This window comes from Candidatus Auribacterota bacterium (genome assembly GCA_026392035.1).
GTDB lineage: Bacteria > Auribacterota > Tritonobacteria > UBA1439 > UBA1439 > JAPLCX01.
On the sequence record JAPLCX010000046.1, the window covers coordinates 23,200 to 38,605 of the forward strand.

16 protein-coding genes are annotated in these 15,406 nt (G+C 52.4%); 4 read left to right on the plus strand and 12 right to left on the minus strand.

Annotated features, from left to right (window positions below; translation table 11 throughout):
• Nucleotides 1-38: 38 nt before the first annotated feature.
• A complete protein-coding gene (locus NTX71_04375; protein MCX6339137.1) occupies nt 39-530 on the minus strand; it encodes an inorganic diphosphatase in 492 nt (163 codons plus the stop codon).
• A gap of 17 nt (nt 531-547) precedes the next feature.
• Nucleotides 548-688 carry a hypothetical protein gene (locus NTX71_04380; GenBank protein MCX6339138.1) on the minus strand — a complete coding sequence of 47 codons (141 nt, stop codon included), beginning with the start codon at nt 686-688 and terminating at the stop codon, nt 548-550.
• A 422-nt stretch (nt 689-1,110) separates the two neighbouring features.
• On the opposite strand from NTX71_04380, the gene NTX71_04385 reads away from it, so the two are divergent.
• The 4 genes from NTX71_04385 (at nt 1,111) to NTX71_04400 (ending at nt 6,724) form a co-directional block, all read left to right on the plus strand.
• Nucleotides 1,111-2,277 carry a DUF362 domain-containing protein gene (locus NTX71_04385; protein ID MCX6339139.1) on the plus strand — a complete coding sequence of 389 codons (1,167 nt, stop codon included), beginning with the start codon at nt 1,111-1,113 and terminating at the stop codon, nt 2,275-2,277.
• Nucleotides 2,278-2,486: 209 nt separating this feature from the next.
• Nucleotides 2,487-3,095, plus strand: a complete 609-nt coding sequence (gene lexA / locus NTX71_04390; protein ID MCX6339140.1) for a transcriptional repressor LexA — start codon at nt 2,487-2,489, stop codon at nt 3,093-3,095.
• A 71-nt stretch (nt 3,096-3,166) separates the two neighbouring features.
• Nucleotides 3,167-4,354, plus strand: coding sequence for a DNA polymerase IV (dinB, locus tag NTX71_04395; protein MCX6339141.1), 1,188 nt, complete (start codon nt 3,167-3,169; stop codon nt 4,352-4,354).
• 216 nt (nt 4,355-4,570) lie between these two features.
• Nucleotides 4,571-6,724 carry a PHP domain-containing protein gene (locus tag NTX71_04400; GenBank protein ID MCX6339142.1) on the plus strand — a complete coding sequence of 718 codons (2,154 nt, stop codon included), beginning with the start codon at nt 4,571-4,573 and terminating at the stop codon, nt 6,722-6,724.
• On the opposite strand, the gene NTX71_04405 is transcribed toward NTX71_04400, so the two are convergent.
• The 10 genes from NTX71_04405 to NTX71_04450 all read right to left on the minus strand — a co-directional run bounded on the left by NTX71_04405 (nt 6,713) and on the right by NTX71_04450 (nt 15,177).
• Complete coding sequence (locus NTX71_04405) at nt 6,713-7,030, minus strand: hypothetical protein (protein ID MCX6339143.1); 318 nt, start codon at nt 7,028-7,030, stop codon at nt 6,713-6,715. The two genes, NTX71_04400 and NTX71_04405, sit on opposite strands and share 12 nt — an antisense overlap.
• Before the next feature lie 752 nt (nt 7,031-7,782).
• The gene (locus NTX71_04410) at nt 7,783-8,910 is read right to left on the minus strand and encodes a hypothetical protein (protein ID MCX6339144.1); all 1,128 of its coding nucleotides are present in this window, start codon (nt 8,908-8,910) and stop codon (nt 7,783-7,785) included.
• 479 nt (nt 8,911-9,389) lie between these two features.
• A complete protein-coding gene (locus NTX71_04415; GenBank protein MCX6339145.1) occupies nt 9,390-9,716 on the minus strand; it encodes a type II toxin-antitoxin system Phd/YefM family antitoxin in 327 nt (108 codons plus the stop codon).
• Between the two features lies 1 nt (nt 9,717).
• Nucleotides 9,718-10,005: a type II toxin-antitoxin system RelE/ParE family toxin gene (locus NTX71_04420; protein ID MCX6339146.1), complete on the minus strand. Its 288-nt coding sequence runs from the start codon at nt 10,003-10,005 to the stop codon at nt 9,718-9,720.
• Nucleotides 10,006-10,235: 230 nt separating this feature from the next.
• Nucleotides 10,236-10,772 carry a flavin reductase family protein gene (locus tag NTX71_04425; protein ID MCX6339147.1) on the minus strand — a complete coding sequence of 179 codons (537 nt, stop codon included), beginning with the start codon at nt 10,770-10,772 and terminating at the stop codon, nt 10,236-10,238.
• A 120-nt stretch (nt 10,773-10,892) separates the two neighbouring features.
• Entirely contained in the window at nt 10,893-11,825 is a 933-nt protein-coding gene (locus NTX71_04430; GenBank protein MCX6339148.1) for a DUF2092 domain-containing protein, read from the minus strand.
• A 165-nt stretch (nt 11,826-11,990) separates the two neighbouring features.
• On the minus strand, nt 11,991-12,662 hold the full coding sequence (locus NTX71_04435; protein ID MCX6339149.1) for an ATP-binding protein: 672 nt from the start codon (nt 12,660-12,662) through the stop codon (nt 11,991-11,993).
• Nucleotides 12,663-12,795: 133 nt separating this feature from the next.
• On the minus strand, nt 12,796-13,428 hold the full coding sequence (locus NTX71_04440) for a DUF2148 domain-containing protein (protein MCX6339150.1): 633 nt from the start codon (nt 13,426-13,428) through the stop codon (nt 12,796-12,798).
• A 74-nt stretch (nt 13,429-13,502) separates the two neighbouring features.
• Entirely contained in the window at nt 13,503-14,366 is an 864-nt protein-coding gene (locus NTX71_04445; protein ID MCX6339151.1) for a hypothetical protein, read from the minus strand.
• 76 nt (nt 14,367-14,442) lie between these two features.
• Complete coding sequence (locus NTX71_04450) at nt 14,443-15,177, minus strand: class I SAM-dependent methyltransferase (protein ID MCX6339152.1); 735 nt, start codon at nt 15,175-15,177, stop codon at nt 14,443-14,445.
• Between the last annotated feature and the right edge of the window lie 229 nt (nt 15,178-15,406).

Consider the following 15,406-nt stretch of genomic DNA (forward strand, 5'->3'; position numbering starts at 1 on the left):
AGCAGCAGGGGCAACGGGGACCCCAGCCGAAGACGGCGCTACTGGCCAGACCTTAATGAATACTTCTTTAATATCTCTAAGGCAGCCTCCGCTCCCTTCCAACCTTCAATGCTCGTGTCTTTGTGCTCGAGCAGCTTGTATGTCCCGAAGAAATTCTCTATCTCCGCCAGCCAGTGCTTCTGGACGTCGGCGATGTCGTTGATGCCGTCGAAGCGCGGGTCGGCGACCGGGACGCCGAGAAGCTTCTCATCTACCCCGTGTTCGTCCCGCATCAGCAGGACGCCGATGGGCCTGACCCTCACGCGGCAGCCGGGGAATGTCGGCTCCTCCACAAAGATCAGGATATCAAGCGTGTCCCCGTCCGCCGCTCGCGTCCCCGGGATGAACCCGTAGTCAGTGGGGTAATGGACAGATGAGAAGAGCACCCTGTCGAGCCTGATTGCGCCGGTCGAGTGGTCGTACTCGTACTTGTTGCGACTCCCCTTCTGAATTTCCACGACTGCTTCAACTACTGAAAATCCATGTTTCATCGCTATGTGCTGCCTCCTCACCAGCAGATCGGTCGACGTGCGACCCTGACGGCTACAAAGGAGAGTTCAAAAGGTTTCCCCTCGAGCGCCCCGCCATAACGGACGTCATGGCGATTGCGCATGCGGTGCCTCCGCTTGCTCGGAATCCTCTCCCTCATGCTGCCCTTCTATATAATCCCCGTACTATGTAGGCCGTTTTGTAAAGCATCCCGATGTCATGAGTGCCATTACCGCCATCGCCCACTATATCAATTTTTTTATCTCTCCTCCTGTATATCCTGTGCAATGGGCTGCAGCCACAGAAGCAAAACACGGCACCATTCTACCGTGTCACAGCCCGTCGTGCAAGGCATTCCGGGTTTGTGGCAACGTAACTAGTTCCATGCAATTGAGATAGTTCGCCATTGGACTTTCTCCTCTCATGCGAAAATTCTCATGGGATGTTGCCCCATCCCCGCACATCAGTCAGTCTTTGCCAAATCGCGCGACATTTTTGGCGATTGGGCCCGTTCTCTTTTGTGTTAAGATACACGGAATATGCCGGTGTGACTTTCCAGCCCATGACCCGAGAGGTAAAAAGATGGCGCCAAACGCCAAATCCAGAATCTCCATGGTGAGATGCAGCTCCTATAACCTGGAGCCTGTGAAGGCAGCGTTAAAAACGGCCATAGACCTCCTGGGTGGCGTGTCTCAGTTCGTCGGGACCGGCCAGTCCGTCCTCATCAAGCCAAATATGCTCTCTCCCCACCCTCCAGGGAGGGCGGTCACCACGCACCCCTCTCTCATCGAGGCCGTCGTTGAACTCGTCAGGTCCGCCGGCGGAACTCCTTCCGTAGGTGACAGTCCCGGCTTCTATAAATTCTCGAGGGTGGCGGAAGTCTCGGGCATCGGTGAGGCAGCCAGGAGAGCCGGTGCGCTCCTTGTCCCATTCGAGAGAGAGGAAGAGATCGTTACCGCAGAGGGCTGTCTTTTGAAAAGGTTAGTGGTGGCGCGTGAGGTGGCCCGGGCCGATGCGATCATCTCCGTCTCGAAGTTCAAGACGCACGGTCTTACCTATATCACGGGCGCAATCAAAAATCTTTTCGGGGTCGTCCCGGGCCTGAAAAAGGCCGAGATGCACTTTCGCTTTCCCGACAACCAGCGTTTCTCGCGGATGCTCGTGGACATCTGCCGCTCTGTCCCGGTGAAGCTCCACGTCGTTGACGCCATCATGGGAATGGACGGCAACGGGCCGAATTCCGGCGAGCCCTTCCCCATCGGTCTCATAGTCGCCGGAGTAGATCCCGTAGCCGTGGACAGCACGCTATGCCGCATTGTCGGTATAGATCCGCTGAGCATCCCCATGATCCGCATCGGAGCGGAGCGCGGCCTCGGGAACGCCGAAGAGGATCGGATTGAAATAATCGGTAAAGAACTGGTGGGCATGCGCGTGGCCGGTTTCCGCTCCATTCCGCATGGCGCCGAGCCTGGCAGGTTGCTCCCCATTCCAGAACCAATCGCGAGACGCGTTAAAAATTGGATCGTCCTGAAGCCCCGCTTCCTCCACAACGTCTGCACGCGCTGCGGCGCCTGCGTCGAGGTCTGCCCCGCCCGGCCCAAGGCGCTCAGCCTCGAGAGAGGCCGTATCCGGATCAATGACCGCGCGTGCATCCTCTGTTACTGCTGCAATGAAATCTGTCCCTCCCGGGCAATCAGGCTCAAGCGCGGCTTTGCGGCAGGGGCTCTGGCAAAACTGCTCAAAATCTAGACGGAAGTTATCCACAGGTGTAGAGCGTTCTACTGAAGATCTGGAGAAGGGGCCTTCGGTCCCCTATATTTTTTCCTGTTGACTTTCGCTTTATCTTCGCCTATACTATCACCAGATAATAGAAGAAATGACAAATGTCAAATGACAAAACATTTTAGCATTTGTCATTTGTGCTTTGTCATTTGTCATTCCCGGCAAAGGGGGATTGCGTGTATTTTACGAAGCGCCAGCGGCAAATATTGGATTACATCTCTAATTTCATCTCTGAGCGTGGTTATGCCCCGAGCATCGAGGAGATCGGCCGGAGGTTCGGCCTCTCCTCTCTCGCCACGGTGCACAAGCACCTGGTCAACCTGGAGAAAAAGGGGGTCATCAATCGAAGCTGGAACCGCAGCCGTTCCATCGAGCTTATCCCGGCAGAGGGGATAAAGACCGCCGGGGTTGAACTCCCACTCCTCGGTCTGGTTGCCGCCGGGGAGCCGATCGAGGCGCTCTCCCACCGGGAGACGATGACCGTCCCCGAGGAGTTCGCAGGGAAGGGAAATACCTACATGCTGCGGGTCAAGGGAGATTCGATGATCGACGAGCAGATCCGCGACGGGGATTACATCGTCGTCGAAAAGAGGCGCACCGCGAGAGACGGGGAAACGGTCGTCGCCCTCCTGCGCAATGAGGAGGCCACGCTCAAGAAGTTCTACAGGGAGAACGGGCAGATAAAACTTGTGCCTGCGAACCCCGCGCTGGAACCGATTGTCGTGGACCCGGGAGACGTGACGATACAGGGTGTGGTGATCGCGGTACTGAGGAAATACCGCTGAACAGCAAAATGACAAATGACAAAGCACAAATGACAAGATCCACGTTGGTTTTGTCATTTGGTATTGTCCCTATGAGCCGCATCATCTTCCACCTGGACATGGATGCATTCTTCGTATCGGTCGAGCTGCTACGCCGCCCGTGGCTCAAAGGCAAACCGGTGGTGGTGGGCGGAGAACCCACTCGCCGGGGAGTGGTCGCCTCCGCCTCCTACGAGGCGCGCCGCCACGGGATCCGTTCCGCCATGCCCCTCGCCCAAGCGAAGAGGCTCTGCCCCCGCTGCGTCTTCCTCCCGTGTCATTTTGACGACTATGCGGACGTTTCCACGAAGCTCTTCGGGCTACTGGAACATTTCACCCCGGATGTGGAGCCGATATCTCTTGAAGAGGCGTTCCTCGACATGAGCGGCTTCCGCTGGCTCTACGGCCCCCCCCTCGTGACCGCCGACCGGATACACGCCGAAATCAGGGGAAATCTCTCCCTTCCCTCCTCCATCGGCATCGCGTCGAACAAGCTCGTCGCCAGGATCGCCTCGGCGCATGCCAAACCGAACGGCGTTCTCTACGTCCTGCCCGGCAACGAACGGGACTTTCTCGCGCCGCTCCCCGTCCGCTCCATCCCCGGCGTGGGCCCGCGCACGGCGGAGCAGCTCGGGCTCATGGGGGTGAACACAATCGGCGATCTCAGGGCAATCGGCGAACGGCTCCTGTGGTGTACGTTCGGTACGTCCGGATCCTGGCTCTCCAGGGCGGCGAGCGGAGAGGATGACGAGCCGGTCACTTCCCGCGCCGGGCAGAAATCCGTGAGCCGCGAGATAACCTTCCCCGAAGACCTCCTGGATCGTGAGCGTATACTGGCTGAACTGTCATTCCTGGTGGAGGCGGCGTGCCAGGCGCTCCGCAGGGCGGGGAAACAGGCGAGGATCGTCTCGCTCAAGCTCCGCTACGCTGATTTCTCCACCGTCACGCGCTCGTTCACCCTCGACGAACCGACCGACCTCGACAGGGAGGTCTTCGCGGTCGCCACGCGTCTTTTCAGAAAGACATGGACGCGCCGCCTGAGGATCAGGCTCATCGGCGTCTCCCTCTCCAACTTCGTCGGGAGCGGCTGGCAACCCTCTCTCCTTCCCGGCGGCGGCGACAGGGGAAGATTCAAACGCCTCTATGCGGGCGTAGATCGCATCAAGGAGAAATACGGCGATGGAGCGATAACAACGGGGACAAGGTTGATCGTGCGAGGGAAACCGATAAATACAGAATGACAAATGACAAAATTCAAATGACAAAACAAAAAGGTAACTTCAAACTTCAAAATCAAAAATCCCAAACAAGATCCAATCTCAAAATCCTAAATCCAAAATAGTGCGGATGTTGTTACATGTGCATTAAGGGTTATAGGATTCTGGGATCGTTCTGAGGTTCGAGGTTGGAATTTTGAGGTTATTTTGAGGTTTTGATTTTGAAGTTGGGGTCTTCCCGTGTTCACGCACCTCCACTGCCACAGTAATTACTCGTTCCTCGAGGGGGCGAGCCGCGTCGATGAGCTGGTCGCGCGCGCCGGGGCGCTCGGGATGAGCGCGCTCGCGCTCACCGACACAAACGGCCTCTACGGCGCGGTCCCCTTCTACAAGGTTGCCCGGGGCGCCCGTATCAAACCGATTCTCGGGACGGAGCTCCGCACGAACGGCACCAGGATAGTCTTCCTCGCCCGTAACAGCGCCGGGTATGGGAAACTCTGCCGACTGATAACTTCATTCCATCTGACAGGCAAGAAATTACCCGATGGGACCGGAATCCCAAAATCAGCCGGCACGGACAGTGCGTTCACGCCTCTCCTCCGCATATTACTCGCCGAAGGAGATCCCGACCTCTACATCCTACTCCACGCCGATCCCCTCCTGCGGCTGCGTCATGCCTTGCGCATCACGCCCAATCTGTATCTTGAGATTCCTGCCACCGCGGGCGCCGCAGCGATCGCGAGGCTCGCACGCCTGGCCGCGCGATTCAGCGTACCCCCGGTCGCCACAGTCCCAGTGCTCTTCAGCACCCCCGATGGCTACGAACTACACAAGGTGCTCACAGCGATCAGGACACGCTCGACGGTCGCAACGATCCCTCCCGGCGAGCTCGCGCCGCGAGACGCATATCTCCGGAGCGGAGAAGAGATGCGCGCCCTCTTCGCGGCGAGCTCCGTCATTCGCCCCGGGGTGGCCGAGAGCGGGATGATGCGGCAGTACATCGAACGCCACCGCGGGCGCGAGAAAGTCACGTTCCTCCACCCCGCCATGGAGGAGATCCTCGCCGAAACACACGGCGTGATGATCTACCAGGAGGACGTGATGCGCGTCGCCCATCTCGTCGCCGGCATGACGCTCGCGGAGGCCGATCTCCTCAGGAGGGCGATGAGCGGGAAAATGCGTTCGCAGCAAACCATGGCCGGCCTGAAGGAAAAATTCGCGGAGGCCGCCCGGGCGCGCGGGATCGCAGCAAAAACCGCCGCAGAGACATGGCGCCAGATAGAGAGCTTCGCCGAGTATGCCTTCTGCAAGGCGCACAGCGCCTCATTCGCCCTCCTCTCCTTCCAGGTAGCCTTTCTCAAGGCCCACTGGCCGGCCGAGTTCATGGCCGCCGTCCTCTCGAATGGCGGGGGGTTCTACCACACGCAGGCATACCTTGACGAGGCGCGGAGGCTCGGTCTTAAAATCCTGCCTCCCGACATTAACCGCAGCGAGATCGCGTACAGTGCGAGTCCCGGATTGATCAGAGTGGGGTTGATGCAGGTCGGCGAGCTCAGGCGAGAGACGCTGGAACGCCTCATCGCCTCCAGGCGCAGGGACGGGTTTTTCACCTCGCTCACGGAGTTTTATGAGCGTGTAAAACCGGATAGGCGCGAAGCCGAGAATCTCATCGCGTGCGGCGCCTTCGACGCGTATGAGTTTTCCCGCCCGGAACTGCTCTGCAAGCTCCACCTCCTCCGCCGCAGTTCGCCGGTTCGCCGGTTCGCCGATTCGCCGCCACTGCCCTTCCCCCCTGCCCACACTATCATTCCCCGCATCCCCGATTACGACGAGGAGATGAAGCGCGCCCTCGAACACAAGACACTCGGTGTGTACGTAACGTGCCACCCGCTCGCATTGTTCGCGAAGGATATCGGCCCTAGTGGTTTTGCGAATGCTCCAACTCGCCGACTCGCCGACTCGCGTGCCCGCCGTAGCTTCAGCGAAGGAGGGCCGGTTCGCCGTCTCGTATACATCCGGGCGGACGAACTGGCGCAGCACGCGGGGGGGCGCGTCGAGCTCCTCGGCTGGCTCGTCTGCATGAAGCGCGTGAGGACATCGAAGGGAGAGTACATGAGGTTCATCACGATGGAGGACATGACCAACCTCTTCGAGGTTGTCCTCTTCCCCCGCTGCTACCAGCGCTACGGACATCTCCTTAACACACCGGGCCCGTTCGTGGTGAGCGGGAGGGCAGAGAATGACTCGGGGGCAATCGTCATCAAGGCCTCCCGCCTGCGCCTTCTTGACACGCGCCGCGGTAGGAGCAACGTCCAAGCTCAGCGGGCCGAAGGGGAGAAACCTCTGAGGCTCCACTGCAGCGCCTTGATGGGCATTTTGTTTTCACTCATATAGTGCAGAAGGACTCCAAAACGGATAGCCCAAAAGTGCGTCTTGTATGCCCCAAATAAGGCCGGAAATGGGCCATAACATATACTGGATTGGCAAAAGATTGCCGGGATATAAGCTAACTACATAGTTGGAAACAAGATCTGGAACCAGGCAAACAGGCGCAGCGATAATAGCAACAGCTGGATCTTTAATTTTTGGTCTTGAATCATTTCTGAGTCCGGTGAAATGATTGATGCGCGGCTCTTGTATGTGTGCACAACCCAAAAATAAAAAGACAAGAAGAGAGACAACCAAAATAGGCCGGTACATTATGCCTCCTGTAATGCCCAACGTAGATCTAAGCTGACTCAGAAATGCACAACTTTTCGGAGGCAGCTTGAGCGGTTTGTTATGCTTTCCTGATTCTTCTGCTTACCCTTGACACCAGATTGAGAACAGCAAAAGCAGGTAACGATAAAAAAATCCAGATTGCCAATGCAATTGGCCAAATATTATTGTTTTGTATAATAGCAACATAAATAAATCCGATCGCAAACCCCAGAATAGCGGAAACGTTGATCGCCAAGGAATCCGCGGTGCTCATTCTATTCAACAAGACAGGAGCAAATAAAATCAGCGGAACCATGAGGGCAGTCCAGGGAGATATTTTTTCACAATAGAAGTATCTGAAGAATATCCCCGTTAAAATTGATGAATATACGAGAGATAAGACGATCTTAATGTATTTCCATTTCGTTGTGGCCATACTATGGCTTATTTCAGGTCAGATATCATACCCCGCACATAAAGATCACACTTCAACGCATAGTGAACGTTTCCTGGTCAATACACCCGTGGATCACATTTGCCACACTGGGTGATTTCCCTGTGGGGATGAGTGCCACAATAACGGTGTAGTTTTCCGCCACACCCGGAGGAAGTGCGGGGTTCTTGTAGAGCATTCCCTCATACCGCGACGATAATCCAGAGATGCCCCGGCCTGACCGCTAAGGTCATCTATTTAGGTCACCCCAAACGCCCAGTTTCTGACGAGCAGGTTGCTCTATCTCTATTCGATTATTCTACGAACTGAGATGTTTAATAAAACACCTTCTCCTCTTATGCTGTCTTCTTTCAAAGTGCTTCCATTGCTCTTGGACGTGCCTGTTTGTCTCGAGTTCAGGGTTGGATTCGACCTTGCTAATACCGAATTTGCTATACACCCCATGCATCTTGTGGATTAATATCGCATTCACGCCCCTGCCATGATATTCCGACCTCACTGCCATCAAATACAAATCCACTCGGTCATTTTTCCTGAGTGCTTTCAAAAGATGAATAAATCCCAACGGAAAGAGTTTCCCCTTTGCCTTTTGCAGCCCCCTCGACAACGATGGGATGCTAATGCCAAATGCAACCATACGGTTGTTCTTGTCAAGTACAACCGGTACGAAGTCGGGGTTAATTAATCCGAAATATTGTTTAATGTACGCATCAACCTGTCTTTTCGTCAACGTCACAAAAGCGTACAGATGTCGATATTCATCATCAAGTATCTGAAAGATTTCTTTAGCATACGGCAGCAACTCTTTTTTGTTTCGCACCTCCAGTGTTTTCAGTTTATATCGTCGGATGACAGTATCAGCGATACTGGAAATTGTCTCGTTGGGTTCGGGTGGGACCAGAAGCTCATATTCTATCCAGTCGACGTCTTTTATATATCCCATTTTCTCCATATGTGTTGCGTAATAGGGATAATTATAAATTGTGGCCATCGTGCCAAGCTCGTCGAACCCTTCTACAAGCATACCCTCAGGGTCCAAGTCAGTGAAACCCAGAGGTCCATGCACCGCGGTCATGCCAGTCTCTCTCGCCCATGACTCAACTGTCTTGAATAGGGCTTCCGACACGCCCGCATCATCAATAAAATCGATCCAGCCAAATCGCATATAGTGCTGCTTCCATTTTTCTATATGCAGCCGGTTAATTATGCCCGCGATACGGCCGACAATGCGGCCCTGCCTGTACGCCAGCCAGTACTTTGCCTCGCAATTTTCAAAAGCGGGATTCTTATCCTGGCGCAGAGTATGGTATTCATTCCCAAAGAGAGGAGGAACCCAATTTGAGTTGCCGCGGTACAGCATGTAGGGAAAGCGGATGAAGGATTTTAAATCCTTCAGAGTAATAACTTCTCTGATCTGCACGTCCATGATACTACCAAAAATGCAGACGTATTACGAATCATGGAGGCGGCTAAAATGTTATAGATTAAATATCCCTACCAGTCAGATGCGTACGCGGGCCGCAAAGGTGGAATAATTTTCCTATAACATCTTTGAATCAAGCATGGTATCTAATACGTCTGGGGACTTTTTACTCAACCAAGAAATACTGACCGCAGGCGATTTCGGGAGAGGCGATGAATTATCCCGTTGTCGGATCGATGATGGCGATGACAAACGCCCATTCCCCCTGGGCTCCCCGCGGGACGGTGAAGGGAACGTGCCGGAGCAATACCACCTCTTTGGTTTCACATTAAAAGTGTAGCATGAATCTATCGCTCAATAAAGAAGGAGATCCGACAGAAGGAGAAACGCCCTAACGCAATGGAATAGAGCGGCAATCCCGTTGGGCGGGACGCGGGAAGGGAGCGAATGCAGGAGCATTACAGCATCCGCCCCGGAAAAGGCTAAAGTGGAAAATCAAGACTTGACCCCTTCCCCTCGAAACGACGCGGTTTTCGCGTACGGTGCGCCTTATAGTTCGCCGTTCCTTTTTTAATCTGATCCCAAGAAATACCGTGACCCGCACGAACACTGGCACGAGCGTGCTCAATTCGTTTCAAAAAACGGGGATCATTCACCAACTTAAACTCAAACCAATCATCCTCGCTCTTGAATCCAATGAGTACGCCCGCTGGCTTCCCATGCTTGGTGATCACGATCTGCTCATGCGATGCTTTATCAAGATACTTAGAGAGTTGATCCTTTACTTCGGCGAGCGCTACAGTTTTCATTTCATTCACTCCATTTCTTCAACCAGATAGCTGAATTCGACTTTTCTATTATCCCGAGCACAATGACCTCGCCATCTATCACGTCATAAAACACCCGAACCTCACCGACTCGAAGTCTATATTGTGGCCTGTCCAATCCCCTTAACCGCTTGATCCTGCTTTTGCTCTCCCGAGTCGGGCGGAATCGGAGATGCTGCTTGATGGCATCCCGTACTTCCGCTTTCAAAAATGCTGGCAGGTCGTCATAATCGTCTCCGGCTTCGGGGGCAAACGTGACACGGTAATTCATTTTGGCTATACTATAGCTAGATTATGGCCTATTGTCAATTCATTTTTAGCCAACTTGGTAATTAAACGGCAAGCCTTCTGAGCGGGGCGTGGGAATGGAACGAGCCGACAAGTCACGCATCCGTGCCGAAAAAGGCTAAAGTTAAAAATCAAGACTTGACCCCTTTGACTTCTCCCTCCCAGGTTCCGCAGTCAATAGTCATGGTGTGACCCTGATGCTTCGGGTCCGCGCTATTTCATCTTCGAGGCCAACTTGATCGTCCTGCCCGCAACCATGAACGCGCCTCTCCCGAGATGATGAATCGTCTGCGGGGCTTTCCTCAAGGGGTCGATCCATGCCTTGACTACCTTGAGGATGAAAAAGTTGTACTTCGTTACCATCCGCGCATCCACGACCTTGCATTCAAGATTCGCATAGCACTCACCGATGAGCGGCGCTGCGACGAGGGAGGCGGGCTCGGGGGTAAGGCAGCAAGCCCTAAATTTGTCGACGCGCTTCCCGGAGGTGTTGCCGCAGCCCACCGCCTTCGCCGCCAGCTCCACTGTCGGGATGTTGATAACGCATTCCCTGGTCGCTTTCAGGATGCCGAACGTATGGTTCCGGTTACTGATCACGCAGCCCACGATCGGCGGCTCGAACTCCATCATCGTATGCCACGACATGGTCATAATGTTCGCCCGCCCCTCGCGGGCCGTCGCGACCATCACTACCGGCCCGGGTTCGAGCAGCCGATAGACCTGAGACAAGGGAAACGTTCTTTTCCTCATCCGGGACTCCTTTCGACCTCTTGCAGAACAGACTGCCGCAATCGCAGCAAAGCAGGGCGCAAGTTCGGAACGCAGCTAACGATGAGCATAACCCGCACGCAATGGACGCGCAACGCGCGGCTATCGCTTGTTGGGGTTCATGCTCTTGTTGGAAATCTCCCCGCTACCGCCCAAAACTCCACCAAACAAGGACTCCTTGAGAACCGTGCCCTCAGGCACAGCAAACCGAAAATCCTTCTTACTCATATCGGGAGATGAGATGTCCACATGAACCTCGGTTGAAGAGCCTTTCATCTTGGTTGTCTTGCGGACGTCCCTTGATCTATTCATGGTCTCTCTCATCCTTTGCTTGTTCTCTATTGTGACTTCTTGCCCCATACCCTTGATCGCTTCTTCAAGTTCCTGATCAGTCAATTCGGGCATTGCCATACCTCCTTCGGGAGGCTCAAGAGAACGGAGATGCTTCAGGATGAGATGCGTGGACTTAGAAATCCAGAATGTTTCCTTCTTTGATATCGTTGATGCTCCGCTGATAACATAGCAGTCTTCTTCTCCGATTTTCTCCACCTTTGCTATCTTGGGGTCTTTCAGTCTTGAGAACAGAGTAGGGCACTCCTTGAATGCGGACAAAAAGAGCGACGGGATTGTGAACGCAGCGCCACCGGAGATTCCTGTTGCGCCGGCCAAGGCAAGTTCGTCACTACTCATCTTCGAATATGCATTCATCACTCCCATGTAGAGATATGGTTGAGACCCATCACTCCACACTGCTCCGGACTGAGCCATGCCTGGCATCGGCATGTTCTTTTGTGTCCAGGAAATGAGGTAGAAGTTTGGCTTCTTGAGCAGTATCGAAAACGAAGTCTCTATGTTCATCTTCATTCCACCAGTGTCGATATTCGAAGTGATGGTTCCTTGTGCCTTGTAGGTCTGCATTGACTCGTACGTGGTTTCGACCTTTTCGAATATCTTACTTGGGATCATGTCCTCCGCAAAGCCATGCGTGCCCAGCATCATCACGATGGCAAACGCAAAGAGTTTCTTTCCTGTCATGATTCTCTCCTTTTTCAGTTTCTAACGCCTGAATTGAGCGGTGATCCCGCTGCCTGCAGGCAGGAGCGCGACGCGCATCCGCAACGGCAAGGCGGAAGCCCCGCAGGGAGCGCCCGCTCGAATGACTTGTTCGCGTCGCCTGCACCCTCTGGTTCGACGATCCTTTCAGTTCATTGGAATGATGTCAGCGTAAGCAAACCCATTCCGAGTCACAATATCGCCGACGCTGACCTGGACAGTTTTCCGAAACATCGGCCCCCCCACGACGACTGTGTGGATTTCCCCGTTCTCTCCGCACGGGTCGCAATCCTTGGGGAACTCCGCAATCAAGGCCCTTGACCACTTCTGCCCAGCAAAACGCGAAGGCAGTTTCTTGAGATCAACACTGCTGACATAGGCTTCGAGTCCTGCTGACAGCATTTGCTCCGCCAGGTCGCTCGTGGGGATCCCCCACAACGGAAAAAGAGGATCAATTCCGGTTCCTTTTAATTGATTCTCCCGATACTTTCGGACGTCCTCAAGAAACAGATCTCCGAATGCCATGCACTCAATCCTCTTGCCGGCAGACTCGGTGACGAAACGTCGCATGATGTCGTCGCATTGCTCGTTTGTGCATGGGTCGGGTAAACTGATGGTTTCGATCGGAAGACCTACTGCCTCGGCTTGACGCTGAAGCATCTCCAACCGAGTGGCGTGCATCGACACACGATTGTATTTCTGGTTCATTACGGTAAACAAGCCGAGAAGCTCAATCCTCGGGTCTTGTTGGAGCAGGTGAAGCGCCCATGAGCTGTCCTTGCCGCTACTCCAGCTCAATAGTGTCTTTTTCTTCATCATACCTTCTGTCGAACTACGGAATTGAGCGGTGATCCCGCTGAGCGGGACGCGGGGAGGGGCGAACGCTTGTGCGCTCGCGCATCCGCGCAGGAAAGCCCAAAAGTCAAAATTCAAGACTTGACCCCTTGCCTGCCTAATCCCTTTTAGGGTTAATAATTCTCCATGCATCTAACTTTTCTGGACGGTCAAAGAAAATATTCTTACCTGTTGCAGATAGAGGAATCCCTATTATGAGATCACATGGTTTTAATAATCCTAATATCAACGCTGCGACTCCCACTTTCTGCATCATTCGATTGTCAATATTGTGATCCATGGCAGTCTTAGCAGCCGAACCTGCTGCAATGCTTAAATCCATGATTCTAAACATACAAAAAGGGCCAGCGAAATCTGATTTATCAATTAGAGCTGGCTTTTGCTTACGCATTCCGGCACAAGTTAAAATACCACATCCTCCGCAATTTATACCTACCGCTTTTCGGCCTTGGACTCCGATAAGAAACAAAAGACCGGAATATTTTACAGACTTTGCATCGCTCGTCCAATCCATTCGGATCGCCTCTCCTCGTTTCTTGTCTGTCTTAGAGACGGCGCTTCCTTTCATCGCACCTATTTCTTGCATCCTTCTTGAAATATCGCTTTTTTCTTTTGTTGTTGCGAGCTTTGTTTTAATCCAATCCGCCCCACCTGCTTTAGGAGCCGTGCGCGCAGAAACGGCCATCAAACCAGCGACTATCTTTAAACCTTCTCTATCAAGTGCATTCACGGTTCACCTCCAAAACTTATAAGACGCTCAGCAACGCCTATCGCCGTCAGATGGAGCGCATCGTTGCGCCGTTGTCATGTCGTTTTGTCAGATGAATGCAGTTCAGGGTAAAGCTTTGTGGCGCACTCAGGACATACCCCATGAGTAAATTGCGCCTCTGAATGGTCTCTGACATAGGATTCTATCTGGGTCCAATGGCCTTTGACGTCACGAATCTTTTTACAGGAAGCACATATTGGCAACAAGCCGCTCAACAGCTTTACTCTACCCAATGCGTCTTGTAGCTCATTGACCGTGCCCTTCAGTTTTTCCAATAAAGGATCAGTGACCTTAATAAAAAGTGCGGCTCCAACAGCTATGGCAATCACTCCGATCAATCCGCCCACCAAACCGGCTCTCGTGAAGGGCGCGCGAATCTCGGCAAGATCGATCTTGGCGACAATGCCCATGTTCAGCTCCTTAACCGGCTCGTATGCCGCAAGCACTCTCACGCCTCGATAGTCGAGGCCGACGACGGTGCCCGAACGGCCAGACAATGCCAACCTCATGGGTTCTGCCAACTTTGAGTCAAAGGGGATAGGTTTCGGGTTCCTGAGGTCATAATGACGATGCCGCAGAAGATAGACCATCATGTCCCCTTCCTTCTGAGCAAGAGTGAATTCTCCAGTTTTGCTTAAACCCTCATAATGATCATGCGCATCAACTATCTGGCTCAGCACCGCTTGCCGTGCGCCCCTGGGATAGACTTTCATGTAGTGGTTATCAAATCGCGCAATTGCCTCAATCAAACGGGCTTGGCTCTTGACCGACTCTACAAGACGCGCTTTTTGTTCATTAAACGACATTCTGTAAAGCATGCTGAAACCTATGGACTCGACCACCAGAGATACAATTGCCATGATGGCAACCAGCAGAAAAATTCTTTTGCGTGGGCTCATGTCTGTCTCCTCACTATGCGTGGAGAAACCAGTCCTCATCTCCCTCGGGGAAGAGGAACGAGCGAATTGTTATGAATTATTTTGTCCCGCCAAACAAAGCAAAAATACTATATTTAAAAAAACAATCAGCGTTTTTAAATCCCGCTTTGGTTAATAAATTTAATTGATCAAATAAGTCGCTTGGTTTGTTTTCTTCTTTTGACTTATAGATATTTGGTAAACCATTAAATTTTCCAACCTCATCGCCTAGATTATTTCTCTGTAACGCTTCATTCATCCAATCCACCCACATTTGAAACTGGATTTTTTCTGATATCCCCGAAGTCGGTAAAACCACGTCATAATTAAGAAATAAACCGTTTCTGCAGAGTTCTATATTTATTTTTGAATATAATTTACCTTTACTTTCAAAAGGCAGATGGTGGGTAGCCATAGAAGAAAAAACAAAGTTATATTTATCGTTTTCAGCTTTCTTTTCTATATATTCTTCGAAACTCATTTCAATGAATTTAATTGCTTTGTCTTTCAAACGCTCTTTTGCTTTTAAGAGCATTGCGGTAGAACCATCCATGAGGTAAAAATTATTTTTGGGATATTTATTATGCAGATGTTCTGTTATGATGCCGTCGCCACAGCCAAGATCTAATACCTTAAGATTAACAGGAGAAGGGAAGTGGTAAAAGAACAAATCGCATAGTAATTTAATTATCTTTTTTCTTTCGACTACCATTACGTCAGCGGATTTTGTATATGATTCAACCTGCCCATTGCCTTTTGCGTTTAACCAAGTGTTCGAATTATCATTTTTCATAATTTTTATTCATAACGACGGAATTGAGCGGCAACTACTAACAGCTCAAACATATATCTGTTACACAGCGGAAAAGATTATGTATTATATCACTGCTGTCCAAGATAAATGACTTTTCGGTGGACCCCCCTCAAATATAAGGGCTAAAACGGCGTTTTGGACGATTTTGCGCCTGGTTCATTTTGAGGTCTCAGAAAATGCTGTCCAAGAAATCAGTCCCAAAGATCGA